Genomic DNA, 22,911 nt, shown 5'->3' on the forward strand with positions numbered 1-22,911 from the left:
AGTATGAAAAGTGTCATTAACTGGTTTGAAATCCCCGTCGCAGATATGGATCGTGCCGTCAAATTCTACGAGCCGGTCATGCAGGTCGCGCTGCGTCGTGAAAAAATGGATTGTGCAGAGCTGGCGGTATTCCCGCATGAAGACCCGGCGACGGGCGGCGCGCTGGCTAAATTTGATGGCATTACACCCTCACAGCAGGGCGCTATTATTTATCTGCATACTGACAATCTGGCCGCCACGCTCGACAGGATCGCGTCTGCGGGCGGTGAATGCGTGTTTGGCCCGCTAGAGCTGCCACGCGGTATTGGCACCATTGCCCTGTTTACCGACAGCGAAGATAACCGGGTTGGCCTCCATCAACCTGCCTGAGAGCTGAAGAGACTATGACCCGACGCGCTGACCGTTTATTTCAGATTGTGCAGATCCTGCGGGGCAGGCGTCTGACGACGGCAGCGCATCTGGCAGAGCGGCTCGGGGTTTCTGAGAGAACCGTTTATCGCGATATCCGCGACCTTTCCCTTTCTGGTGTGCCGGTGGAGGGTGAGGCTGGGAGCGGTTATCGTCTGATGTCTGGTTTTGATTTACCGCCGCTGATGCTGACAAACAAAGAGTCTGAAGCGCTAATGGTGGCCATCCGACTGCTGAAAACCTGGGGCGGGGAGTCACTGTCGCGTGAGCTGGAATCGGCCCAGGAAAAGGTGCTGGCGATCCTGCCGGAAGAGAGTCGTCGTAAGGCGGAGCAAACGCGAATTTATGCGCCAGATATTGCCCTGCAAAACCATTCCCGCAATCACTTCGATGTGATTCATCAGGCGATATCTGCCCAGCGGGTTCTGGCACTGCATTATCGGGATGAAGCCGGGCAGCTCTCAAAGCGTGAGGTTCAGCCGCTGGGGTTGTTCTTCTGGGGGGAACGCTGGCTGCTGGCAGCCTGGTGTGAGCGGCGCGATGACTATCGCTGCTTCCGGCTCGACAGGTGTCTTAACATTGTGCAGACAGAACGGCGGTTTAGCGAGAGTGCGGACAGGTCGCTGGCGGATTTTTTACGTAAGGTTAAGCAGTAAAAAAGCCGGGTGGCAAGGTAAAAGCAAAACGGCAACGTGTGTTGCCGTTTTTAGTGTTTATTCCCTCTCCCTGTGGGAGAGGGGCAGGGTGAGGGCATCAGCCCGCACAATCCCGCAGTGATTAGAAGTTGTAACCTACCACCAGGTAACCACCCCAACCGGTAGAACGAACGCTGAAGTCACCGTCGCCGAAGTTCAGGCTGGCGTCGTCGTTCCACTGACCACCGTTGTGCCAGTAACGCGCAACAACAGAGTAGTGCCAGTGATCGTAGTTCAGCGCCAGGATGTGGCTGGAAGCGATGGAGTTGTTGGTACGCGCTTTCTTACCGTTCAGGTCACGGAAGTCGTTGTCGCCCAGGTCTGAACCCCAGTCAAAGTTGGTGAAGCCGATGTAGCTCAGGTTGCCGCCCCACAGCTGGGTGATTGGCACAAAGTATTTCACTTTGAAACGGTAGCCATCCCACTCGTTCTCGTTCGCGGCACCGTAGTTCTGCCACTGGTATTTCGCGTAGACGTTCATGGACAGGCTCATCGGCAGGCCGGTGTCGATGTCGGTACCCAGACCCATATACCAGGTGCTCTGACGACCGGACTTGTTGCGGCCCATGTCGTAGATGTAGTTGTTTGCGAAGTACCATTCTTTGAATGGACCGAACGCCAGGCTGGTGCCGGTCAGCTTATCAATGGAGAAACGTGGTTCAATTTCCATGAACAGCGGGGAACCGTGGTTCCAGATACCTTTCGCATCGGTGTTACCACCGAAGAATACAGGCGCATCCATATAACCGTAGAAATCAAACCAGTCTTTCTTGGCGAAAGCTTCGTACTCAAGGTAGGTATCGTTACGGATCTGCGGTCCGAAACGGGTGTGGTAGCTGCCTACCACGTTTACGCTCTGGTGCCACCAGTCGGAAAGATATTGTGGTTTGTCGTTTTCCGCTGCGTTAGCAGTGAAAGAGGAGGAAAGTGCCAGTACTGCGCCGGCTGCAAGTAATGTTTTTTTCATAATCATGCCACTGATTGAAATTCCCTTCCGGGAGTGAAAAATGCGCGATTTGCGTTTCAAAATATTTCGTGTTTCTGCGGAGCCTATTATAGGAATCCTTGCTCACAAAAATATGTGTTGTTTCACATATCTCTCACATGCGTAATCGATTGCGTTCACGTTTGCGTACTTTAAACGGCCGGGATTGTAACGGCAAACATTTATGTTGCCAATCCATACGAAATGTAAATGTTAGCGGAGTGACATTGCACCCCGCTGAAAAGGAGGGTTATTGCGCGGCGGGCTGGATATCGTGAATGCGGATAAAACCTAACTGGTCCGGGGTAAGACCGCTCAGCTGAAGCGGAATATCAACATCGCTCGGCGCCAGTGTGCTGGCGGGGGCCGTGAAAAGTTGGTTCTTCACGTTCACTTCCTGGTAGCTCTCGGTGGTGCCCTGGATCTGACCCCACTCTACAGTGCCGCTAAATGCAGGCAGCGGATCGTTGGACTCGCCGTGAATGCGCAATGTTACTCGCGTACCATCTGCATTGGCCGCCACGTTGACCATCGACATTTTCAACGTGCCAATCTGGCTATTGAGCCGGGCAGGGGTATTTGCCCCTGGCAGCAGATAAACGCCGCTGGTGGATTTCACATTCAGTGCGTTTTGTTGAGTGATCTTCACCGTCTCTTTATTCAGCTTATCCATGGCTGAATTGAGCGTGCTCACGCTTTGTTTCATCTCGTGAACTTCAGTTTGCTGTGCACAGGCACTGAGTGTGAAGAGGCTTCCCACCAGGAAAATTCTTATGTAACGTCTTGTCATTGCGTTAATTTCCTTGAAATAACGGATTACCGTAATGGTAGCCAGCATCTTACCGTCAGGTATAGATCCTTTGTCTCAAAAAGCTCTTCCTTTGTTGTCAGCCCAGATCAGGGTAAAATAGAGGAAAGTTAACCGCATAGTCAGGACACCGTATGCATTGCCCATTCTGCTCCGCCGTGGATACCAAAGTAATCGACTCTCGTCTTGTGGGCGAAGGCTCGTCTGTACGCCGTCGTCGGCAATGTCTGGTGTGTAACGAACGTTTCACCACTTTCGAAGTGGCTGAACTGGTGATGCCGCGCGTGGTGAAAAGCAACGACGTGCGTGAGCCATTCAACGAAGAAAAACTGCGCAGCGGGATGCTAAAAGCACTGGAAAAACGGCCAGTCAGCGCAGATGACGTTGAAACAGCGTTAAATCACATTAAATCCTATCTTCGTGGTTTAGGGGAGCGTGAGGTGCCGAGCAAAATGATCGGCAACCTGGTGATGGAGCAGCTTAAAAAGCTCGATAAAGTCGCGTATATCCGCTTCGCCTCTGTGTACCGCAGTTTCGAAGACATCAAAGAGTTCGGCGAAGAGATCGCCCGCCTACAGGATTAAGCTCATGCAGGATGAGATTTACATGGCGCGAGCGCTGAAACTGGCGCAGCGCGGGCGTTTTACCACCCATCCCAACCCGAATGTCGGCTGTGTCATTGTGAAAGATGGCGAAATTGTCGGTGAGGGTTTCCATTATCGTGCCGGTGAGCCTCATGCTGAAGTTCATGCCCTGCGCATGGCCGGTGAAAAGGCGCGTGGCGCGACAGCGTACGTCACTCTTGAGCCTTGCAGCCACCACGGGCGTACCCCACCGTGCTGCGAAGCGCTGATTGCCGCGGGCGTCTCGCGAGTCGTCGCGGCGATGCAGGATCCCAATCCACAGGTTGCCGGGCGCGGTCTTTACCGGCTGCAACAAGAGGGCATCGACGTCAGCCATGGCCTGATGATGCACGATGCCGAAACCATTAATAAGGGTTTCCTTAAGCGTATGCGTACGGGGTTCCCGTATATTCAACTGAAGCTGGGCGCTTCGCTTGACGGCCGTACGGCGATGGCGAACGGTGAAAGCCAGTGGATAACGTCACCGCAAGCAAGGCGCGATGTGCAACGTCTGCGCGCGCAAAGCCATGCTATCCTCACCAGCAGTGAAACCGTTCTGGCTGACGACCCGGCGATGACGGTTCGCTGGGATGAACTGAATGCCGATACTCAGGAGCTGTATCCGCAGGAAAATCTGCGCCAGCCGCTGCGTATTGTGATTGATAGCCAGAATCGCGTAACGCCTGAGCACCGTATCGTCCAGCAGCCAGGTGAAACCTGGTTTGCCCGGACCAAAGCAGACGATCGTAACTGGCCGGAAGGCGTGCGCAGCATTATGGTGCCGGAGCACAACGGGCATCTCGATTTAGTGGTGCTGATGATGCTGCTTGGCAAACAACAGGTGAACAGCATCTGGGTGGAAGCGGGCCCAACGCTTGCCGGTGCGCTGCTCCAGGCTGGGCTTGTGGATGAACTGATTGTCTATGTTGCACCTAAACTGTTAGGAAATGCTGCGCGCGGGTTGTTTGTGCTGCCTGGCCTTGAAAAACTGGCCGATGCCCCACAACTCAAATTCAGCGAGATTCGTCCGGTGGGTCCGGATGTCTGCCTCCATTTAACGACAGCGTAATTGCACCTGAAATAGGGAAGCAGTGCGCAAAGTATTATGATAAAATCCGCCCCCCTGCGGGGCCAAATGAACCCGTAAAGGAAGAGTATGAACATTATTGAAGCTGCTGTAGCTACCCCGGACGCTCGCGTCGCCATCACCATTGCGCGTTTCAACAACTTCATCAACGACAGCCTGCTGGAAGGTGCAATTGACGCCCTGAAACGTATCGGCCAGGTTAAAGATGACAACATTACCGTTGTTTGGGTTCCAGGTGCTTATGAACTGCCACTGGCAGCAGGCGCGCTGGCAAAAACCGGTAAATACGACGCGGTGATTGCACTGGGTACTGTTATTCGTGGCGGCACTGCGCACTTCGAATACGTTGCGGGCGGTGCAAGCAATGGTCTGGCACACGTAGCGCAGGATGCTGAAATTCCTGTCGCGTTCGGCGTGCTGACCACCGAAAGTATTGAACAAGCCATCGAACGCGCTGGCACCAAAGCCGGTAACAAAGGTGCAGAAGCTGCACTGACCGCGCTTGAAATGATCAATGTATTGAAAGCCATCAAGGCCTGATTTTTTTGTAAGGGGAATTCCGTGAAACCTGCTGCTCGTCGCCGCGCCCGTGAATGTGCCGTCCAGGCACTTTACTCCTGGCAGTTGTCCCAGAACGACATCGCTGATGTTGAATACCAGTTCCTGTCAGAGCAAGACGTGAAAGACGTTGATGTTCTGTACTTCCGTGAACTGCTGTCGGGAGTGGCGACTAATAGCGCGTATCTCGATGGTCTGATGAAGCCATACCTGTCTCGTCTGCTCGACGAGCTGGGTCAGGTTGAAAAAGCAGTGTTGCGTATTGCGCTGTTTGAGCTGTCTAAACGTGATGATGTGCCGTACAAAGTGGCCATCAACGAAGCCATCGAACTGGCGAAAACCTTCGGTGCTGAAGACAGCCACAAATTTGTAAACGGCGTGCTGGATAAAGCCGCACCTGCGATCCGTCCCCACAAAAAGTGATCCGCAAACCGGAGCTTCGCATTGCCTTGCCGGCAGTGCGGCTCCGGTTTTTTCTTTTATCTGCTGAGGCATAACGCATGGCATGTGGAGAATTTTCCCTGATTGCCCGTTATTTCGACCGTGTCAGAACCTCTCGTCTTGATGTTGAAACTGGAATCGGCGACGACTGCGCACTTCTCAATATTCCCGAAAAACAGACGCTGGCGATCAGCACCGACACCTTAGTGTGCGGACGTCATTTCTTACCCGATATCGATCCTGCCGACCTGGCCTATAAAGCGCTGGCGGTAAACGTGAGCGATTTGGCGGCAATGGGTGCCGATCCTGCGTGGCTAACGCTGGCATTAACTCTGCCGAATGTGGATGAAGCCTGGCTCGAAACGTTCAGCGATGCGCTGTTTGAACAACTCAATTATTACGATATGCAGCTGATTGGCGGTGATACCACTGCGGGTCCGCTGTCGATGACGCTGGCTATCCACGGCTATGTGCCTGTTGGGCGAGCGCTTAAGCGCTCGGGAGCAAAACCGGGTGACTGGATCTACGTCACCGGTACGCCGGGTGATAGCGCCGCAGGGCTGGCTATTCTTCAGGATCGTTTAACGGTTGACGATGCCGAGGACGCAGACTATCTGGTGAAACGTCATCTGCGCCCAACGCCGCGAATTCTTCACGGCCAGGCACTGCGCGAGCGCGCGAGCTCGGCCATCGATCTTTCTGACGGGCTGATTTCCGATCTGGGTCATATCCTGAAGGCCAGCGGAACAGGTGCGCGTATTGACCTGGATCTGTTCCCGCTTTCAGCGCAGATCCGTCGCCATGTCGAACCCGAGCAGGCCCTGCGCTGGGCGCTCTCTGGTGGCGAAGATTATGAGCTGTGCTTTACCGTCCCGGAACTGAATCGCGGTACGCTGGATGTGGCGCTGGGTCACCTTGGTGCACCGTTTACCTGCATCGGACAGATCCTTCCTGAAAGTGAAGGGATGCAGTTTGTTCGTGAAGGCGCGCCGGTCACGCTCGACTGGAAAGGATACGATCACTTCGCGTAAGTTTCTTGCCGGGTGGCGGCTTCGCCTTACCCGGCCTACAAAACAGCTAAAGCGAAGCCGCCACCCGGCGTTTGTTTATTTAAATCCCACCACCGGATGCGGCTCATACGGCGTTTCCAGCTCGGCAATCTGCTCCGGCGTCAGGGTTAAATCCACGGCATTGAGCAACTCGTCCAGTTGCTCTTCCCGCGATGTACCAATGATCGGTGCCGCAACCCCACGCTTGCTCAGCAACCACGCCAGCGCCACCTGAGCTCGTGTAGCCCCGGTATCGTCAGCTATTCCCGCCAGACGTTCGGCAATAAGGGCATCGCTGGCCTCTGTGGCGTCATACAGCGTTTTACCAAATGCATCCGACACTGAACGGGCGGTGGTTTCGCCCCACGGGCGGGTTAAACGTCCGCGAGCCAGCGGGCTCCATGGAATAACCGCGACGCCTTCCTGATAGCAGAGCGGCAGCATCTCGCGCTCTTCTTCGCGATAAATCAGATTGTAGTGATCCTGCATGGTGACAAAGCGCGCCCAGCCATGCTGTGCCTGGAGGTTTAACGCGGTAGCAAACTGAGCTGCGTGCATGGAAGAGGCGCCGATGTACCGTGCTTTGCCAGCTTTGACCACATCATTAAGCGCTTCCAGCGTTTCTTCAACAGGCGTGTTGTAATCCCAACGGTGGATTTGCAGAAGATCGACGTAATCCATATTCAGGCGTCTGAGGCTATCATCAATGGAACGCAGGATCTGCCCGCGTGAAAGCCCTTCCGGTAAATCGCCAGTCTTATGGAAGACCTTTGTCGCCACCACCACGTCATCGCGGCGGGCAAAGTCACGCAGGGCGCGCCCGACAATCTCTTCACTGCTGCCGTCTGAGTAACTGTTGGCGGTATCAAAGAAATTAATGCCGCCGTCGATAGCGCGTTTGATGATAAGACGGCTGCTCTCTTCCGGTAGTGTCCAGGCGTGATTTCCCCGGTCAGGCTCGCCAAATGTCATACAGCCGAGACATAGTCGGGAAACCTTAAGGTCTGTTTTTCCTAATGTATTGTATTGCATGGTTCCACTCCTGCTGATTGCGTAAAGCGTTACCTTTAAGCATAGCAGGAGCGGAAAGGGGAGGGTTTAGGCCAGCCAGGCGTGAAGTTTACCTGTATCGCTCAGAGCGTGCCGGAGAGCGAAGGGCTGAAGATTGCCCGGGAATGTGCTCCGGTAATACTTGACTGGAAAGGATTTGATCACTTTGCATAAATCAGAGCTTGTCCTGCTTAATACATCCCCACGTAACCTCAAGATGCAGATTTCATCTCTGAATAAACACGGATTACTGAAATAACGATTGTTCCGGGTATGCACGTTCATTAACTTCCACTTTCACGCTATCGGATTCAGGTTAGGGTTGTAAGGTAATGAAGTTATATTTTTTTAAAAACGGATCGCAAAGTTTAATTAGGTTATTGGATTTATTAGAGGGGTGTTATTCATTGCGTGAATGTCGTTGATATAATTTCTCTGTTTGATTTGTTTACTCTGTTTTTATCTTGATGTGTGGCATATGATGTTCCTGGCGTGAGGGCATAATTTACAGGATTGTTGGTTCGTATACTCTGAGGGACGAATATGTATAGTATGAATTTTCCGTGCGAGTTACTATTTCAGACAGAAAATAGAATTAATGATGCAAGTACAGATGATATGCGGCATAGTGATTTGTCTGCTTTAGAACTGCAATCATTAGGGTTAAACGATGTTTCGACTATAGTTGATCCCTATAGCATGACCTTCAAAGATAACACTGTTAAATACCTTAACTATCCATTTATTACAGGGTATTCCTTTAAAGACGATCAAAGCGTTACTCATGATGAATGTGTCAGTATTCTTTTTGATGAAATGAGAGAGTTGTCTGGATTGTTTGCTTCTGGGAGTTATAAACATTTAATTGGAGAGATGATTAACCATTTTCAACATGGAAATGGCAGACCTTTTGGCTATAACGCGTTACTCAACGGAGCATTTTCTGATCTTCTCAGGGCAAAGCAATATAAAGAAACTACGCTCGGTGTTATCAGAGATGTAATTAATGATTATGTCAGTGACAGGCGTAAACAAGTTGGTAGTCAGAATTTCATATGGGATGTACGAAAAGAAATATTAGGGAAGAAATTGCCTAAGTTTAATGATTTCGAAGACAGATTCAACGGAATGGGGATCGCCGTCCATGATATCTATTTCCAGAGAATTGTTATGCTTAATTTTAGACGATACCAGATAGGGTGGGAGGCGGATATATTATTTGAAGCGCAGGATCATTTTGGCCTGGGGCGAGAAGATATTACTAAAAAACTATACCAAAGCTTCAGGTTTTTTCGGATATGGTTTGTTCTTCAGCGATACAACTGCTTTTCATTTAAACCTTTTGTGACGAACTTCAATGCTTCTGTAAAACTGACGGGGCGATAATGATATGAAAAAATCCTGGTTTATTTATGCTGCGATTGCTTTGGCTGTGATTGTTTTTAGTTTCTGGGATCATATTTATCCTGTAAAAATCATTGATGTTCATCGCAGTACTGATAGCTTTGGCTATGATTATATTATCGTTGACCATTTCCCGTTAACGGATCGGGGGCGAATTAACTGGTGGTTATCTCAGCGGGATATGCTTAAGAAAAAATACAACATTCCCTCCGGGCGGAGATTTGTTTTGACGGTCTGGGATGTGGGGGACGGGTATCTGCGGGACTCGCCGCGAGAGGATTATTTCTGTTTTCCTGACATGAAAGCCGAGAAAAATTGTATTGAGAAAAATGAACTTCTTGAGGTTACTTTCAGATTTCCTGAAAGTAATAAGATCAGGTTTATCGTTGGTGGTACTCGATACATTATGAATAAAAAAGATGGTTCGATGACTAAGGAGCGGTACTGAAAGCCGCGATTGGGCAGTATCAAATTATCGGAGCGATAATGCTATGAAAAAATCCTGGTTTATTTATCTGGCAATTTCAGTAGTTGTGATTGCTTTTAGTCTTTGGGATGATATTTACCCTGTAAAAATCATAGATGTCCATCGCAGTACTGATCACTCTGGCTATGATGATATTATCGTTGACCATTTCCCGTTAACGGAACGGGGGAGAATTAACTGGTGGTTGTCTCAGCGGGATATGCTTAAGAAAAAATACAACATTCCCTCCGGGCAGGAATTTGTTTTGACGGTCTGGGACGTGGGGGAGGGGTATCTGCGGGACTCTCCGCGAGAAGATTATTTTTGTTTTCCTGATATGACATCAGAGAAGAACTGTATTGAAAAAAACGAACTCCTTGCAGTTGATACCAGATTTTCTGATGAAAACAAAGTTAATTTTATTATCGGTGATAATAAGTACATCATGGATAAAAAAGATGGCTCGATGACTAAGGCTCGGTATTAAAAACCGTGATTGGGCAGTATCGAATTATCGGAGCGATAATGATATGAAAAAATCCTGGTTTATTTATTTGGCGATTGCGCTGGTTGTGATTGCTTCTAGTTTTTGGAATGATATTTACCCTGTAAAAATCATTGATGTCCATCGCAGTACTGATAAGTTTGATTATGATGACATTATCGTTGACCATTTCCCATTAACGGATCGGGGGCGAATTAACTGGTGGCTATCTCAGCGGGATATGCTTAAGAATAAATATAACATCCCCTCCGGGCAGGAATTTGTTTTGATGGTCTGGGATGTGGGGGACGGGTATCTGCGGGACTCTCCGCGAGAGGATTATTTTTGTTTTCCTGATATGACATCAGAGAAAAACTGTATTGAAAAAAATAATCTTCTTAAGGTTGATGCCAGGTTTTCTGATGAAAACAAAATTAATTTTATTATCGGTGATAATAAGTACATTATGGATAAAAAAGATGGTTCGATAACTAAAGAGCGGTACTGAATGCTACTTTGGCGATGTGTTCAACGGCTTGATTAATTCCGCTCTGCTCCCGCTAACAAAATAAGTCTAACAGGAGCAGTGGGGAAGGTGTTATGCCAGCCAGGCGCGGATTTTAGCTTCAATACCTGCGGCATCAAGGCCGATGGCTGCACGGGCTTCGTCTTGCGTCCCTTGCGGGATAAAGTGATCCGGCAGACCGAGGTTCAGCACTGGAACTGCTTTACGGTGTGCCATCAGCACCTCGTTCACGCCACTGCCAGCCCCGCCCATGATGGCGTTCTCTTCGAGCGTCACCAGCACGTCATGGCCTTCAGCCATGCTCAGGATCAGAGATTCATCAAGCGGCTTCACAAAACGCATATCCACCAGGGTGGCATTCAGCGTTTCGGCAACCTTAGCAGCTTCCGGCATCAGCGTACCGAAGTTCAGAATCGCCACTTTTTCACCGCGACGTTTCACCAGACCTTTGCCAATGGTCAGTTTTTCCAGCGGTTGCAGCTCCACGCCCACTGCGTTGCCGCGCGGGTAGCGAACGGCACTTGGGCCATCCTGATAGTGGTAGCCGGTAAACAGCATCTGGCGACATTCGTTTTCGTCGCTTGGGGTCATGATAACCATGTCCGGGATGCAGCGCAGGAAGGAGAGGTCAAATGCCCCCTGATGCGTCTGCCCGTCGGCCCCAACAATCCCTGCGCGGTCGATGGCGAACAGCACCGGCAGTTTCTGGATGGCGACGTCATGGATCACCTGGTCATAGGCGCGTTGCAGGAAGGTGGAGTAAATCGCGACAACCGGTTTGTAGCCGCCGATCGCCAGCCCTGCCGCGAACGTCACCGCGTGTTGTTCCGCAATCGCAACGTCGAAATACTGGTCAGGGTATTTTTTCGAAAACTCCACCATGCCAGAGCCTTCGCGCATGGCCGGGGTGATGGCCATCAGCTTGTTATCTTTGGCCGCCGTTTCGCACAGCCAGTCGCCGAAGATTTTTGAATAGCTCGGCATCCCGCCGCTGCTTTTTGGCAGGCAGCCGCTGGTTGGGTCAAACTTCGGTACCGCGTGGAAGGTAATTGGATCTTTTTCCGCAGGTTCGTAACCACGCCCTTTTTTGGTCATGATGTGCAGGAACTGCGGGCCTTTCAGGTCGCGCATGTTCTTGAGTGTGGACACCAGCCCCAGAACGTCGTGGCCGTCGACCGGGCCGATATAGTTAAAGCCCAGCTCTTCAAACAGCGTGCCAGGCACAACCATGCCTTTGATATGTTCTTCGGTACGTTTGAGCAGCTCTTTGATAGGCGGAACGCCAGAGAAGACTTTTTTGCCACCTTCGCGAAGCGTGGAGTACAGCTTGCCGGAGAGCAACTGCGCCAGGTGGTTATTCAGCGCGCCAACGTTCTCCGAGATGGACATCTCGTTGTCGTTGAGGATAACCAGCATGTCCGGTTTGATATCACCCGCATGGTTCATGGCCTCAAACGCCATACCGGCGGTGATCGCCCCGTCGCCAATCACGCAGACGGTGCGGCGCTGCTTGTTCTCTTTTTCGGCAGCGACAGCAATACCGATACCCGCGGAAATGGAGGTAGAAGAGTGGCCGACGCTTAATACATCGAATTCGCTCTCTCCGCGCCACGGGAACGGATGCAGGCCGCCTTTCTGGCGAATAGTGCCAATCTTATCGCGACGGCCGGTCAGAATTTTGTGCGGATATGCCTGGTGACCCACGTCCCAGATTAACTGATCAAACGGCGTGTTATAGACGTAATGCAGCGCCACGGTCAGTTCAACCGTGCCAAGCCCGGAGGCGAAATGGCCGCTGGAGCGGCTAACGCTGTCGAGCAGGTAGCGACGCAGTTCGTCGCACAATTTCGGCAGGCTCTCTTTCGGCAACAGGCGCAACTCCTGAGTGGAGTCAACTAACGCCAGTGTCGGGTATTTGGCAATATCAAAACTCATCAAAGGCTCATCGAGATATATAGTTTATTTATCACGCTGGATTATATAGTCCGCTAGCGCTTCCAGTGCCGAGGTATCCAGTGATTGCGCGGCCAGTTGATTCAGTGACTGGCGGGCATCATCAATCAGGTCCCGGGCTTTTCGTTGGGCTTGCTCAAGGCCCAGAAGGGCGGGATAGGTGCTTTTGCCAAGCTGCTGATCGGCACCCTGACGTTTACCCAATGTTGCAGTATCGCCCACCACATCCAGAATGTCATCCTGAACCTGGAACGCCAGACCGATACTTTCTGCGTATCTGTCCAGAATCGGCAGGGCTTTGCGTCCCTGTTCACCCGCACTCAGCGCGCCCAGACGAACGGCAGCGCGGATTAACGCACCCGTTTTGTGGCGGTGAATACGCTCAAGCTGTTCCAGATTAACCTGACGTCCTTCGGCCTCAAGATCCAGCGCTTGTCCACCGCACATCCCTGCAACGCCACTGGCCATGGCCAGTTCGGAAACCATTGCCAGGCGATCGCGATCGGCCACTTCGGTCATTGGCGCATCGCTTAAAATCGAAAATGCCAGCGTTTGCAGGGCATCGCCCGCCAGAATGGCATTCGCTTCGCCAAACTTGATGTGGCAGGTTGGCTGACCACGACGCAAATCGTCGTCGTCCATGGCCGGCAAATCATCATGGATCAGCGAATAAGCGTGGATGCATTCAACGGCAGCAGCCGGAGCATCCAGGGTGTTTTCGCTGATGCCAAACATCTTTCCGGTGGCATAGACCAGGAACGGGCGCAGGCGCTTTCCACCCAAGAGTGCGCCATAGTGCATGGCCTCAACCAGTGGAGTGTTCTGAAAAGGCTGCGGTTCAATAAAGCGGCGCAACGCATCGTTGGCACGCACAACGCACGCCTGAAGCTGTGTGGAAAAATCCATTTACTCGGCGTCCGGTGTGAAAGGTGTTGTCGCGGCATCTTCGGCTTCGGAGAGCAGGATCTGCACGCGCTGCTCAGCCTGCTGTAATTTAATCTGCCCCTGGCGTGCGAGCTGCACCCCACGTTCAAATTCGTTAAGTGCGTCTTCCAGCGGCAGATCGCCACTCTCAAGACGGGTGACAATTTGCTCCAGTTCACTCAGCGCAGTTTCGAAACTGGCCGGTGCGTCATTTTTCTTCGGCATAGTGAATGTCTGACTCTCATATTTTCTGCCCTGTCATGGTAACGGACTCGGGCGGATAAGCAAATAACGCGCAATGTGCACAGGAGCCGCGCGATGGTGGTATACTTGCGCGCCTGGATGCAGCCTTCGGTATAGGGGCTGTTGTACTTTTCCATTACAAGCCTTAATAAGCTTGCCTAAGAAACATTGCCGCCATGAAGTTTATCATTAAATTGTTCCCTGAAATCACTATCAAAAGCCAATCTGTGCGTTTGCGCTTTATTAAAATTTTGACCGGGAACATCCGTAACGTTCTGAAGCATTATGACGAAACGCTGGCCGTTGTTCGTCACTGGGATCACGTTGAAGTTCGCGCCAAAGACGAAAACAAACGTCTTGATATCCGCGATGCGCTGACCCGTATCCCGGGGATCCACCATATTCTGGAAGTGGAAGATGTCCCGTTCACCGATATGCACGACATCTTCGAAAAAGCGTTGGTGCAGTACCGCGACCAGATCGAAGGCAAAACCTTCTGTGTCCGCGTGAAGCGTCGTGGCAAACACGAATTCAGCTCCATTGAAGTGGAACGTTACGTGGGCGGTGGTCTGAACCAGCACGTTGAGACTGCGCGCGTGCGCCTGACCAACCCGGACGTGACCGTTAACCTGGAGATCGAAAACGATCGCCTGTTGCTGGTGAAAGGCCGCTACGAAGGTATCGGCGGCTTCCCGATCGGGACGCAGGAAGATGTGCTGTCCCTGATTTCCGGCGGTTTTGACTCCGGTGTTTCCAGCTACATGCTGATGCGCCGTGGCTGCCGCGTTCACTACTGCTTCTTTAACCTGGGCGGCGCGGCGCATGAAATCGGTGTCCGTCAGGTGGCGCATTACCTGTGGAACCGCTTCGGCAGCTCGCATCGTGTGCGTTTTGTCGCGATCAACTTTGAGCCGGTGGTTGGCGAAATCCTCGAAAAAGTGGACGACGGCCAGATGGGCGTGGTGCTCAAGCGTATGATGGTACGCGCAGCGTCCAAAGTGGCGGAGCGTTATGGCGTGCAGGCGCTGGTGACCGGTGAAGCGCTGGGCCAGGTGTCCAGCCAGACGCTGACCAACCTGCGTCTTATCGACAATGTGTCTGATACCCTGATCCTGCGTCCGCTTATCTCTCACGATAAAGAACACATCATCGATCTGGCACGCGAAATCGGCACCGAAGATTTTGCCCGCACTATGCCGGAATACTGTGGCGTTATCTCAAAAAGCCCAACGGTAAAAGCGGTGAAGGCGAAGATCGAAGCGGAAGAAGAGAACTTCGATTTCGCTATTCTGGAGAAGGTGGTGGCGGAAGCGTCCAACATCGATATCCGCGAGATTGCCCAGCAGACCCAGCAGGAAGTGGTTGAAGTTGAAACCGTCAGCGGTTTTGGCGCCAACGATGCGATTCTGGATATCCGTTCTGTTGATGAGCAGGATGATAAGCCGCTGAAAGTTGACGGTGTGGAAGTGGTTTCCCTGCCGTTCTACAAGCTGAGCACGAAGTTTGGTGACCTCGACCAGAGCAAAACGTATCTGCTGTGGTGTGAACGTGGGGTGATGAGCCGCTTGCAGGCGCTGTATCTGCGCGAGCAGGGCTTTGCTAATGTGAAGGTGTATCGCCCGTAGGGAAGTGCGGCCTGATGCCCTCACCCCGACCCTCTCCCACAGGGAGAGGGCGCAAACATTAAAAACGGCAACCTTTGGTTGCCGTTTTGCTTTTACCTCGCGCCACCCGGCTTTTCTATGCACTATTCTTCATAGTAGTTATAAATTCCCGCAGGCATGACCAGCGACGACGCCACTTCGTACGCCTTCTCCCGCCCGACCAGCAGGTCAATGATCTTTAAGCCAAAATCAATCGCAGTTCCAGGCCCCTGGCTGGTCAGCAGGTTGACGCGCGGATCCCAGACAACGCGTTTATCCACCCAGTGCGCTTCCGGGATCGTATCCTTAAGCCCTGGGAAACCGGTCATATTGCCGATGGGGAAGATATCATGAGGAATCAGAACCGTTCCGGCTGCGGCGCAAATTGTGGCGACGATACGGCCAGAGAGGTGAAACTGCCTGACCGTTTCGACGAGCAGTGGGCTGTCGCGAAAACACTCTGCGCCCTTCAGGCCGCCGGGCAGAACGATAATGTCGTAATCACCGTCAGCCACCTGTACCAGTGGGGCATCCGCAAGGATTTTCACCCCTCGTGAGCAGGTGATAGCCAGATTACCGTCGCTGGCAACGCTCGCGGTGGTGACATTAATACCGCCACGCACCATCAGGTCGATGGTGGTGACGGCTTCCATTTCTTCGCTACCAGGGGCGAGGCATACCAGTGCCGACGCGCTCATACTCACTCTCCTTACGTTTAACCAGGTCATACAGGCGGGCGTTTTCCGGTACGGCAATACCGTGCGCGCGGGCGCGCTTTAACAGATAGCCGGTGATGTAGTCTACCTCGGTGTGGCGCAACGCCCGAACGTCCTGCAACATCGAAGAGATATTTTCTGCCGTACTATCAATAACCTGCTCAACATAATAGCGTAAATCGTCTGCCGACGTGTGTAAGCCTTCACGTTCGATCACAGAGGCCACTTCAGCACAGAGGGTGGCGACCTCTTGCGGATGGTTTTTTAGCTCGCCGTTAGGGCAATCCCACAGCGCAGTAAGTGGGTTAATGACGCAATTAACTGCCAGCTTGCGCCACAGCTGAGGGCGAATGTTGTTGTGCCAGGCGACATCTGGCAGCACCTTTTGCAGAACATCAGCCAGATAACTGTAATCACCATCCTGTTCGCGGGCCGGGCCAATATGGGTAACACCGCTGGCGACATGCACAATGATATTGCCATCACGCCGTGCAGCATGGGTGGTTGTCGCCATCAGCAGCGGCTGCGGGATGCTTTTCAGCTCATCAATGGTTCCCATGCCGTTATGCAGCAGCAGGATGGGGGATGTCGGGGGCAGTTGCGCCGCCAGCGCTTTCACGGCATCCGACACCTGCCACGCTTTGAGCGTGACCAGCAGTAAGTCGCTTTGCGCCAAAAAATCAGGATCGTTTGCAGTGAGTGATTCGTTAAAGATGCTTCCGTCTTCATCTATCAGGTTTACACTACAGTAGGGCTGGGGCACACGCAGCCAACCTTGTACCTCGTGTCCGTGTTTGCATAGTGCCGTCAGCCATAATTGACCAAGGGCTCCGCATCCGAGCACTGTAATTTTCATTGTTCCTCCTCACCTGCAACTGCGCCAGGTGTTACGGCCTAAGTATAGCGCCGTCAGCTAAGCTTCTCGTTATGCCTCGTTGCGGGTATTATGCAACGCAACAAAAATGAAGGGAGAAGAAAAGATGCCATCTTTCGATATTGTTTCCGAAGTTGATATCCAGGAAGTTCGTAACGGCGTTGATAACGCAAGCCGTGAAGTTGAGTCACGTTTTGATTTTCGTGGCGTAGAGGCGACTTTTGAGCTGAACGATGCAAATAAGACTATCAAGGTTCTGAGCGAGTCTGATTTCCAGGTCAATCAGCTGCTTGATATTCTGCGTGCCAAGTTGCTGAAACGCGGCATTGAAGGCGCGTCTCTTGATGTACCAGAAGAGTTCGTGCATAGCGGTAAAACCTGGTTTGTTGAAACCAAACTGAAGCAGGGCATTGAGAGCGCGGTGCAGAAAAAGCTCGTTAAGCTCATCAAAGACAGCAAGCTGAAAGTGCAGGCGCAGATTCAGGGTGAAGAGATCCGTGTGACCGGGAAATCCCGTGACGATCTGCAATCCGTTATGGCGCTGGTTCGCGGCGGCGATCTGGGACAACCGTTCCAGTTTAAAAACTTCCGCGATTAAGACAAAAATGCCCGGTTTTACCGGGCATTTTTTCAGGCTTTCAACGCTTGCTCGACTTCAAAGCGGTTGGTCACTTTGCTGTCGATTTTGACATACGCACTGCGTTCATCCGGCACAATCATCACTTCATTCACGCCGTCTGTGGCTTCCAGTCGCTGCTTCAGCGCATCGCTAATTTCAACGTCATCCGGGATTTCTATACGCAGACTGCTGACATAGCGCGGCTCTTTCATGGTGCTGGCGACCAGTAGCCAGACCATTGCCAGCAGTGCGCCCGCCAGGAACACGGTTTGCGAATCAAACAGGCCATCCACCCAGCCGCCGAGCGAGCCGCCAATAGCGACGCCGATAAACTGGCTGGTGGAGTAAATACCCATTGCCGTGCCTTTATATCCCGCCGGAGATTCTTTGCTGATAAGCGAAGGCAGCAAGGCTTCCATCAGGTTAAATGCCAGGAAGAAGAGCTGAACGCCCGCCACCAGTTCCCAGAAGTGAGGGCCGGAACCCCACAATACGATCTCCGCAATCAGCAGTAGCGCAACGCAGGCGAGAAATACGCGTTTCATCTTGCGCTTCACTTCGGCGTAAATGATAAACGGCACCACGGAGACGAACGAAATCAGCATTGTCACCAGATAAATTTTCCAGTGCTCAGACGCCGGGAAACCCGCTGCCGCCAGTTGGCCGGGAAGGGCAACGAAGGTCGACATCAGCAGAATGTGCAGGCACATAATGCCAAAATTCAGCTTCAGCAGGCGCGGCTCGACAATGACTTTGCTAAAGCAGCCTTTGACCATGCCAGACTCGCGATTCAGCACGTGGTTTTTGCTGTCCGGTACGACCCACAGCGTTAACGCAATGCCGATAGTCGCCAGAATGGCAATCATCCAGAACAGGGCATGAAGACCCAGTTGATGCGTAATGATCGGACCGAGCACCATTGCAATCGCAAAGGTCACGCCAAAGCTTACGCCAATAAACGCCATGGCTTTGGTGCGGTTTTGTTCGCGGGTTAAATCCGACAGCAGCGCCATTACCGCGGCGGCAATCGCCCCGGAACCTTGCAACGCGCGGCCAAGAATAATGCCCCAGATAGAGTGGGAGAGGGCGGCTATTACGCTACCGAGCACAAAGACCAGCAGCCCGCCGACAATCAGTGGTTTACGACCTACGCGGTCAGAAAGCAGGCCAAAGGGGATCTGGAATACTGCCTGCGCTAAACCATAGATACCAATCGCCAGGCCAATCAGCGCTTCGCTGGCGCCTTGCAGTGCCATACCGTACGTGGTCAGAACAGGCAGGACCATAAACATGCCAAGCATCCGCAGCGAGAAAACAGTCCCTAAACCCCAGGTCGCGCGCAATTCGCCTGGCGTCATTTTATTATCGTTCATTACCACCTCAGTTCAAAAGCAGGCCATAGTGTAGTGCGGGGAAGGGGCGGGGTAAATAAAGGGTTATTTAACAAATATTACATGCGCTATTAATAGATTTAGTGAATAAAAAAGGGTGCCGAAGCACCCCTTTTTTATTCACTTGCTATGGCTTACCAGACGTAAGTCAGCAGATTGTGAGAATCTGGCACCATAAAGTCTACAGACATCATTACGGACAACGAGGTGATGGCAACGATTGAGAACACAAACAGTTTGCGCGCCCAGACTTTGTCATCTTCCACTTTGTAACCGCGCAGAGCCATACCGAGCCACCAGACGCTTACTGCGGCTGCCACCACCAGATATTTGTATCCAGCGTAACCGCCCAGAGAGAGCATCAGCGTCGCTACTGCGAAGGCAATGATGTACAGCGTGATATGGTTTTTAGCAACCGAGATGCCTTTCACGACCGGCAGTACCGGAATGTTCGCTGCCTGATAATCCTTGAAGCGGAAAATGGCAATGGCGTAGGAGTGCGGCATCTGCCACAGGCTAAAGATAGCCAGCAGGATCAGCGCACCGCTGTCGAACTCGTTCGTGACGGCACAGTAGCCAATCACCGGCGGCGCAGCGCCGGAGAGAGAACCAATCAGCGTACCGTAGACGGAGTGACGTTTCATATACAGGCTGTAAACGCCCACATAAACCACGAACCCCATCACCCCCAGCCAGCAGGCCAGAGGGTTAGCACCAAACCACAGCAGCATAAAGCCAGCAATACCCAGCAAGGTGGCGTACACCAGCGAGACGGAAGGGGCGATCAGGCCTTTAACCAGCACCCGATTTTTAGTCCTTTCCATCTTCTTGTCGATATCCATGTCGATGTAGTTGTTAAATACACAACCGGACGCAACAACCAGTGACACACCGACCAGCGTGTAGATAAAGAGGGTGTAATCAATGCTGCCCTTAGAGGCCAGCAGGAACCCTCCGATCACGGAGATCAGGTTGCCAAAGATGATGCCTGGTTTCGTTACTTGCAGGTATTGCTTAAACATACTCGCCGCTCTTAGTGAACCATCATGTTGTAGTTGAGGTTCCACATAATCCAGATGGAACCGACTACCAGGATAGCGATGATAATCACGGTAAAGATAAAGGCCGTCATATTCCAGCCTTCATCGGACTTGGTGTTCATGTGCAGGAAGCAAACCAGATGCACCAGAATCTGTACCACTGCGGTGACCAGGACAGTGCCCAGAATCGCCGCGTGAGAAGCAGAACCGCTCATCACCATCCAGAACGGGATAACCGTCAGGATGATCGACAGGATGAAACCTGTCATGTAGGTTTTTACGCTACCGTGGGAAGCGCCATGATCGGTTGAATGACTCATTACATCGCCCCCATCAGATAGACAACAGAGAACACGCAGATCCATACCACGTCCAGGAAGTGCCAGAACAGGCTCAGGCACATGATACGGGTACGGTTAGTGCTGGTCAGGCCGCGACGGGATACCTGGAACATCAGTACCGCCATCCAGATAAGACCAGAGGTCACGTGCAGACCGTGAGTACCTACCAGTGCGAAGAACGCAGACAGGAAGCCACTACGATCCGGGCCCATACCTTCAGCAATCAGGTGATGGAATTCATAGAGTTCCATCCCGATAAATCCAGCACCAAACAACCAGGTCAACGCCAGCCAGGAGACAACCTGGCTCTTGTTGTTTTTGTACATGGCGATAGCCGCCATGCCGTAGGTGATGGAGCTGAATAACAGCAGTGCGGTTTCTACCAGGACGAACGGCAGTTCAAAAATGTCCTTACCGGTCGGGCCGCCAGCAGTGCCGTTCACCAGAACGGCATACGTCGCGAACAGACAGCAGAACAGAATGCAGTCGCTCATCAGGTAGATCCAGAAACCGAATACTTTCGTCGGCCCTGTATCGTGGTGCGCATGGTCATGCGCGTGGGCAGTTGAGTGTGCCAAAGTATCAGTTGCCATTTTTCAGCCCCGCTTTAGAAATCTCATCGAAATGCTGGTTTTCCAGTTTTTCGACTTCACGGACTGGTACGTAGTAGTCCACGTCCTCGTCAAAGCTCTTCACAATCCAGCTGATCAGGATGCCGGCAAAGCCAACAATCGCCAACCACCAGATGTGCCAGATCATTGCGAAACCAAATACCGTTGCGAAGGCGGCAATAACAATGCCCGCGCCGCTGTTTTTCGGCATGTGGATCTCTTCGTAATGAGCAGGTTGCTTGTACGCTTCACCTTTTTCTTTCATTTCCCAGAATGCGTCGCGCTCATGGATCTGCGGCACAATGGCGAAGTTATAGAACGGAGGTGGAGAAGAGGTCGCCCACTCCAGCGTACGGCCACCCCATGGGTCACCGGTCAGGTCACGGTTCTGTTCGCGGTCGCGAATAGACACGTAGTACTGAATCAGCTGGCACGCGATACCACAGGCAATCAGCACCGCACCACATGCTGCAACAACCAGCATTGGGTGGAATTGCGGATCAATCTGCTGGCTCAGACGACGGGTCATACCCATGAAGCCCAGCACGTACAGCGGCATAAATGCAACGAAGAAGCCGATGATCCAGAACCAGAACGCGCGTTTACCCCAGGTTTCGTTCAGCGTGAAGCCAAACGCTTTTGGCCACCAGTAGGTTACGCCAGCGAAGCAGCCGAAGACCACACCACCGATGATAACGTTATGGAAGTGCGCAATCAGGAACAGACTGTTGTGCAGAACGAAGTCAGCACCCGGTACAGCCAGCAGTACGCCGGTCATACCACCCACGGAGAAGGTCACGATGAAGCCGATGGTCCACAGCATTGCTGAGTGGAACACGATGCGACCCTGATACATGGTGAACAGCCAGTTGAAGATCTTAACCCCGGTAGGGATTGCGATAATCATGGTGGTAATACCGAAGAAGGCGTTTACGTTCGCGCCGGCACCCATAGTGAAGAAGTGGTGCAGCCAAACGATGAACGACAGAACGGTAATACACACAGTTGCCCACACCAGAGAGGTGTAACCGAACAGGCGCTTACGCGAGAAGGTTGCTGCGATTTCGGAGAACACACCGAACACAGGCAGAACCAGGATGTACACTTCAGGGTGACCCCAGGCCCAAATCAGGTTGATGTACATCATCATGTTGCCACCCATATCATTCGTGAAGAAATGGGTGCCCAGGTAGCGGTCCAGGGTCAGCAGCGCGATGGTGACAGTCAGAATCGGGAATGAAGCAATAATCAGGATGTTTGCGCACAGAGATGCCCAGGTAAACACTGGCATCTTGAACATGGTCATGCCAGGGGCACGCATCTTGATAATGGTCACGAAGAAGTTAATACCGGTCAGGGTTGTACCGATACCGGAGAGCTGAAGCGCCCAAATCCAGTAGTCGACACCTACGCCAGGACTGTATTCAATTCCTGAAAGCGGCGGGTAGGCCAGCCAGCCGGTCTGTGCGAATTCGCCCACACCCAGTGACAGGTTAACCAGGATTACACCGACAACCGTGAACCAGAAGCTCAGGTTGTTCAGGAACGGGAACGCAACGTCGCGCGCGCCGATTTGCAGCGGCACAACCACGTTCATCAGACCGATAACCAGCGGCATCGCCACGAAGAAGATCATGATAACGCCGTGAGCGGTAAAGATCTGATCGTAGTGGTGCGGCGGCAGGAAGCCCGCTTCGCCCGCAGAGGCAAGCACCTGCTGGCTACGCATCATGATAGCATCCGCAAAGCCACGAATTAACATGACGATACCGACGATGCAGTACATGATGCCGAGTTTTTTGTGGTCAACCGAAGTCAGCCACTCGTTCCACAGGTAGCTCCACTTACCGAAGTAAGTGATTAAGGCCAGTAAGGCCGCACCACCGATGATAATTGCAGCCACCGTAACCACGATAATGGGTTCATGGTAGGGCACTGCATCCAGTGTCAATTTTCCGAACATTTTCTTCCT

At 52.2% G+C, this 22,911-nt stretch carries 26 protein-coding genes and 2 pseudogenes; 14 read left to right on the plus strand and 14 right to left on the minus strand.

The annotated features are described in order from the left end of the window. Positions 1-3 precede the first annotated feature (3 nt). Complete coding sequence (locus F3J30_RS10670) at positions 4-369, plus strand: VOC family protein (protein ID WP_166717230.1); 366 nt, start codon at positions 4-6, stop codon at positions 367-369. Between the two features lie 14 nt (positions 370-383). After that, positions 384-1,064 carry a YafY family protein gene (locus F3J30_RS10675; RefSeq protein ID WP_014069102.1) on the plus strand — a complete coding sequence of 227 codons (681 nt, stop codon included), beginning with the start codon at positions 384-386 and terminating at the stop codon, positions 1,062-1,064. Between the two features lie 121 nt (positions 1,065-1,185). On the opposite strand, the gene F3J30_RS10680 is transcribed toward F3J30_RS10675, so the two are convergent. Beyond that, positions 1,186-2,070 (minus strand): nucleoside-specific channel-forming protein Tsx, encoded by an 885-nt coding sequence (locus F3J30_RS10680; RefSeq protein WP_041162195.1) that lies wholly within the window; start codon positions 2,068-2,070, stop codon positions 1,186-1,188. A gap of 268 nt (positions 2,071-2,338) precedes the next feature. Further along, positions 2,339-2,878, minus strand: a complete 540-nt coding sequence (locus tag F3J30_RS10685; RefSeq protein WP_014069104.1) for a DUF3251 domain-containing protein — start codon at positions 2,876-2,878, stop codon at positions 2,339-2,341. Between the two features lie 152 nt (positions 2,879-3,030). On the opposite strand from F3J30_RS10685, the gene nrdR reads away from it, so the two are divergent. The 5 genes from nrdR (at position 3,031) to thiL (ending at position 6,636) form a co-directional block, all read left to right on the plus strand. Continuing rightward, positions 3,031-3,480, plus strand: coding sequence for a transcriptional regulator NrdR (nrdR, locus tag F3J30_RS10690; protein WP_014069105.1), 450 nt, complete (start codon positions 3,031-3,033; stop codon positions 3,478-3,480). Positions 3,481-3,484: 4 nt separating this feature from the next. Continuing rightward, entirely contained in the window at positions 3,485-4,588 is a 1,104-nt protein-coding gene (ribD, locus tag F3J30_RS10695; RefSeq protein ID WP_166717231.1) for a bifunctional diaminohydroxyphosphoribosylaminopyrimidine deaminase/5-amino-6-(5-phosphoribosylamino)uracil reductase RibD, read from the plus strand. A gap of 87 nt (positions 4,589-4,675) precedes the next feature. Beyond that, positions 4,676-5,146: a 6,7-dimethyl-8-ribityllumazine synthase gene (gene ribE, locus F3J30_RS10700; RefSeq protein ID WP_006176874.1), complete on the plus strand. Its 471-nt coding sequence runs from the start codon at positions 4,676-4,678 to the stop codon at positions 5,144-5,146. A gap of 21 nt (positions 5,147-5,167) precedes the next feature. Next, positions 5,168-5,587: a transcription antitermination factor NusB gene (nusB, locus tag F3J30_RS10705; protein WP_014069107.1), complete on the plus strand. Its 420-nt coding sequence runs from the start codon at positions 5,168-5,170 to the stop codon at positions 5,585-5,587. A gap of 77 nt (positions 5,588-5,664) precedes the next feature. Next, positions 5,665-6,636: a thiamine-phosphate kinase gene (thiL, locus tag F3J30_RS10710; RefSeq protein ID WP_166717232.1), complete on the plus strand. Its 972-nt coding sequence runs from the start codon at positions 5,665-5,667 to the stop codon at positions 6,634-6,636. A gap of 75 nt (positions 6,637-6,711) precedes the next feature. Here thiL and F3J30_RS10715 read toward each other — a convergent pair whose 3' ends face one another. After that, a complete protein-coding gene (locus F3J30_RS10715; protein ID WP_166717233.1) occupies positions 6,712-7,686 on the minus strand; it encodes an aldo/keto reductase in 975 nt (324 codons plus the stop codon). Positions 7,687-7,752: 66 nt separating this feature from the next. On the opposite strand from F3J30_RS10715, the pseudogene F3J30_RS22645 reads away from it, so the two are divergent. Continuing rightward, positions 7,753-7,878: pseudogene (locus F3J30_RS22645) on the plus strand (thiamine-phosphate kinase); the annotation flags it as partial. A gap of 42 nt (positions 7,879-7,920) precedes the next feature. On the opposite strand, the pseudogene F3J30_RS22650 reads toward F3J30_RS22645, so the two are convergent. Further along, positions 7,921-8,034 (minus strand): annotated as a pseudogene (locus F3J30_RS22650) (IS630 family transposase); the annotation flags it as partial. Between the two features lie 213 nt (positions 8,035-8,247). Between F3J30_RS22650 and F3J30_RS10720 the strand changes: the two are divergent. From F3J30_RS10720 to F3J30_RS10735, 4 genes are read left to right on the plus strand one after another with little or no spacing between them, the layout of a single operon-like run. Continuing rightward, complete coding sequence (locus F3J30_RS10720) at positions 8,248-9,090, plus strand: DUF3289 family protein (RefSeq protein ID WP_166717234.1); 843 nt, start codon at positions 8,248-8,250, stop codon at positions 9,088-9,090. A gap of 4 nt (positions 9,091-9,094) precedes the next feature. Next, positions 9,095-9,556 carry a DUF943 family protein gene (locus F3J30_RS10725; RefSeq protein ID WP_166717235.1) on the plus strand — a complete coding sequence of 154 codons (462 nt, stop codon included), beginning with the start codon at positions 9,095-9,097 and terminating at the stop codon, positions 9,554-9,556. A gap of 43 nt (positions 9,557-9,599) precedes the next feature. Next, the gene (locus F3J30_RS10730; protein WP_166717236.1) at positions 9,600-10,061 is read left to right on the plus strand and encodes a DUF943 family protein; all 462 of its coding nucleotides are present in this window, start codon (positions 9,600-9,602) and stop codon (positions 10,059-10,061) included. Between the two features lie 43 nt (positions 10,062-10,104). Further along, complete coding sequence (locus F3J30_RS10735; protein WP_166717237.1) at positions 10,105-10,566, plus strand: DUF943 family protein; 462 nt, start codon at positions 10,105-10,107, stop codon at positions 10,564-10,566. A 90-nt stretch (positions 10,567-10,656) separates the two neighbouring features. Here F3J30_RS10735 and dxs read toward each other — a convergent pair whose 3' ends face one another. The 3 genes from dxs to xseB are packed head-to-tail and all read right to left on the minus strand — an operon-like array spanning position 10,657 to position 13,686. Continuing rightward, positions 10,657-12,519 carry a 1-deoxy-D-xylulose-5-phosphate synthase gene (gene dxs / locus F3J30_RS10740; RefSeq protein WP_166717238.1) on the minus strand — a complete coding sequence of 621 codons (1,863 nt, stop codon included), beginning with the start codon at positions 12,517-12,519 and terminating at the stop codon, positions 10,657-10,659. Between the two features lie 24 nt (positions 12,520-12,543). Then, positions 12,544-13,443: a (2E,6E)-farnesyl diphosphate synthase gene (gene ispA, locus F3J30_RS10745; protein ID WP_166717239.1), complete on the minus strand. Its 900-nt coding sequence runs from the start codon at positions 13,441-13,443 to the stop codon at positions 12,544-12,546. Next, positions 13,444-13,686, minus strand: a complete 243-nt coding sequence (gene xseB / locus F3J30_RS10750) for an exodeoxyribonuclease VII small subunit (RefSeq protein WP_014069112.1) — start codon at positions 13,684-13,686, stop codon at positions 13,444-13,446. Positions 13,687-13,880: 194 nt separating this feature from the next. Between xseB and thiI the strand changes: the two genes are divergently transcribed. Further along, on the plus strand, positions 13,881-15,329 hold the full coding sequence (gene thiI / locus F3J30_RS10755) for a tRNA uracil 4-sulfurtransferase ThiI (protein ID WP_166717240.1): 1,449 nt from the start codon (positions 13,881-13,883) through the stop codon (positions 15,327-15,329). Positions 15,330-15,451: 122 nt separating this feature from the next. On the opposite strand, the gene yajL is transcribed toward thiI, so the two are convergent. Then, positions 15,452-16,045 (minus strand): protein deglycase YajL, encoded by a 594-nt coding sequence (gene yajL, locus F3J30_RS10760; protein WP_166717241.1) that lies wholly within the window; start codon positions 16,043-16,045, stop codon positions 15,452-15,454. Continuing rightward, positions 16,008-16,919, minus strand: a complete 912-nt coding sequence (gene panE / locus F3J30_RS10765; protein WP_166717242.1) for a 2-dehydropantoate 2-reductase — start codon at positions 16,917-16,919, stop codon at positions 16,008-16,010. Before panE ends, yajL begins: the two co-directional genes overlap by 38 nt. A gap of 124 nt (positions 16,920-17,043) precedes the next feature. Between panE and F3J30_RS10770 the strand changes: the two genes are divergently transcribed. After that, positions 17,044-17,535 carry a YajQ family cyclic di-GMP-binding protein gene (locus F3J30_RS10770; protein WP_014069116.1) on the plus strand — a complete coding sequence of 164 codons (492 nt, stop codon included), beginning with the start codon at positions 17,044-17,046 and terminating at the stop codon, positions 17,533-17,535. 32 nt (positions 17,536-17,567) lie between these two features. On the opposite strand, the gene F3J30_RS10775 is transcribed toward F3J30_RS10770, so the two are convergent. The 5 genes from F3J30_RS10775 to cyoB all read right to left on the minus strand — a co-directional run bounded on the left by F3J30_RS10775 (position 17,568) and on the right by cyoB (position 22,902). Continuing rightward, a complete protein-coding gene (locus F3J30_RS10775) occupies positions 17,568-18,929 on the minus strand; it encodes an MFS transporter (protein ID WP_166717243.1) in 1,362 nt (453 codons plus the stop codon). Between the two features lie 152 nt (positions 18,930-19,081). Further along, the gene (cyoE, locus tag F3J30_RS10780; protein WP_010428092.1) at positions 19,082-19,969 is read right to left on the minus strand and encodes a heme o synthase; all 888 of its coding nucleotides are present in this window, start codon (positions 19,967-19,969) and stop codon (positions 19,082-19,084) included. Positions 19,970-19,980: 11 nt separating this feature from the next. Beyond that, on the minus strand, positions 19,981-20,307 hold the full coding sequence (locus F3J30_RS10785) for a cytochrome o ubiquinol oxidase subunit IV (RefSeq protein WP_014069118.1): 327 nt from the start codon (positions 20,305-20,307) through the stop codon (positions 19,981-19,983). After that, positions 20,307-20,921: a cytochrome o ubiquinol oxidase subunit III gene (locus F3J30_RS10790; protein WP_014069119.1), complete on the minus strand. Its 615-nt coding sequence runs from the start codon at positions 20,919-20,921 to the stop codon at positions 20,307-20,309. Before F3J30_RS10790 ends, F3J30_RS10785 begins: the two co-directional genes overlap by 1 nt. Then, positions 20,911-22,902, minus strand: a complete 1,992-nt coding sequence (gene cyoB / locus F3J30_RS10795) for a cytochrome o ubiquinol oxidase subunit I (protein WP_014069120.1) — start codon at positions 22,900-22,902, stop codon at positions 20,911-20,913. The genes F3J30_RS10790 and cyoB overlap by 11 nt, the downstream gene beginning before the upstream one ends. Positions 22,903-22,911: the final 9 nt, after the last annotated feature.

The sequence above is a fragment of the Enterobacter sp. Tr-810 genome (assembly GCF_011752765.1).
GTDB lineage: Bacteria > Pseudomonadota > Gammaproteobacteria > Enterobacterales > Enterobacteriaceae > Enterobacter > Enterobacter soli.

Excerpts from the sequence above, each read along its gene's own strand:
- ribD (WP_166717231.1), top strand. The coding sequence starts at position 3,485 with ATGCAGGATGAGATTTACATGGCGCGAGCGCTGAAACTGGCGCAGCGC.
- F3J30_RS10715 (WP_166717233.1), bottom strand. The coding sequence starts at position 7,686 with ATGCAATACAATACATTAGGAAAAACAGACCTTAAGGTTTCCCGACTA.
- xseB (WP_014069112.1), bottom strand. The coding sequence starts at position 13,686 with ATGCCGAAGAAAAATGACGCACCGGCCAGTTTCGAAACTGCGCTGAGT.
- F3J30_RS10790 (WP_014069119.1), bottom strand. The coding sequence starts at position 20,921 with ATGGCAACTGATACTTTGGCACACTCAACTGCCCACGCGCATGACCAT.
- thiI (WP_166717240.1), top strand. The coding sequence starts at position 13,881 with ATGAAGTTTATCATTAAATTGTTCCCTGAAATCACTATCAAAAGCCAA.
- F3J30_RS10680 (WP_041162195.1), bottom strand. The coding sequence starts at position 2,070 with ATGAAAAAAACATTACTTGCAGCCGGCGCAGTACTGGCACTTTCCTCC.
- thiL (WP_166717232.1), top strand. The coding sequence starts at position 5,665 with ATGGCATGTGGAGAATTTTCCCTGATTGCCCGTTATTTCGACCGTGTC.
- ribE (WP_006176874.1), top strand. The coding sequence starts at position 4,676 with ATGAACATTATTGAAGCTGCTGTAGCTACCCCGGACGCTCGCGTCGCC.
- cyoB (WP_014069120.1), bottom strand. The coding sequence starts at position 22,902 with ATGTTCGGAAAATTGACACTGGATGCAGTGCCCTACCATGAACCCATT.
- panE (WP_166717242.1), bottom strand. The coding sequence starts at position 16,919 with ATGAAAATTACAGTGCTCGGATGCGGAGCCCTTGGTCAATTATGGCTG.
- nrdR (WP_014069105.1), top strand. The coding sequence starts at position 3,031 with ATGCATTGCCCATTCTGCTCCGCCGTGGATACCAAAGTAATCGACTCT.
- F3J30_RS10735 (WP_166717237.1), top strand. The coding sequence starts at position 10,105 with ATGAAAAAATCCTGGTTTATTTATTTGGCGATTGCGCTGGTTGTGATT.
- F3J30_RS10725 (WP_166717235.1), top strand. The coding sequence starts at position 9,095 with ATGAAAAAATCCTGGTTTATTTATGCTGCGATTGCTTTGGCTGTGATT.
- ispA (WP_166717239.1), bottom strand. The coding sequence starts at position 13,443 with ATGGATTTTTCCACACAGCTTCAGGCGTGCGTTGTGCGTGCCAACGAT.
- F3J30_RS10675 (WP_014069102.1), top strand. The coding sequence starts at position 384 with ATGACCCGACGCGCTGACCGTTTATTTCAGATTGTGCAGATCCTGCGG.
- F3J30_RS10770 (WP_014069116.1), top strand. The coding sequence starts at position 17,044 with ATGCCATCTTTCGATATTGTTTCCGAAGTTGATATCCAGGAAGTTCGT.
- cyoE (WP_010428092.1), bottom strand. The coding sequence starts at position 19,969 with ATGTTTAAGCAATACCTGCAAGTAACGAAACCAGGCATCATCTTTGGC.
- F3J30_RS10685 (WP_014069104.1), bottom strand. The coding sequence starts at position 2,878 with ATGACAAGACGTTACATAAGAATTTTCCTGGTGGGAAGCCTCTTCACA.
- dxs (WP_166717238.1), bottom strand. The coding sequence starts at position 12,519 with ATGAGTTTTGATATTGCCAAATACCCGACACTGGCGTTAGTTGACTCC.
- F3J30_RS10670 (WP_166717230.1), top strand. The coding sequence starts at position 4 with ATGAAAAGTGTCATTAACTGGTTTGAAATCCCCGTCGCAGATATGGAT.
- F3J30_RS10775 (WP_166717243.1), bottom strand. The coding sequence starts at position 18,929 with ATGAACGATAATAAAATGACGCCAGGCGAATTGCGCGCGACCTGGGGT.
- F3J30_RS10785 (WP_014069118.1), bottom strand. The coding sequence starts at position 20,307 with ATGAGTCATTCAACCGATCATGGCGCTTCCCACGGTAGCGTAAAAACC.
- F3J30_RS10730 (WP_166717236.1), top strand. The coding sequence starts at position 9,600 with ATGAAAAAATCCTGGTTTATTTATCTGGCAATTTCAGTAGTTGTGATT.
- F3J30_RS10720 (WP_166717234.1), top strand. The coding sequence starts at position 8,248 with ATGTATAGTATGAATTTTCCGTGCGAGTTACTATTTCAGACAGAAAAT.
- yajL (WP_166717241.1), bottom strand. The coding sequence starts at position 16,045 with ATGAGCGCGTCGGCACTGGTATGCCTCGCCCCTGGTAGCGAAGAAATG.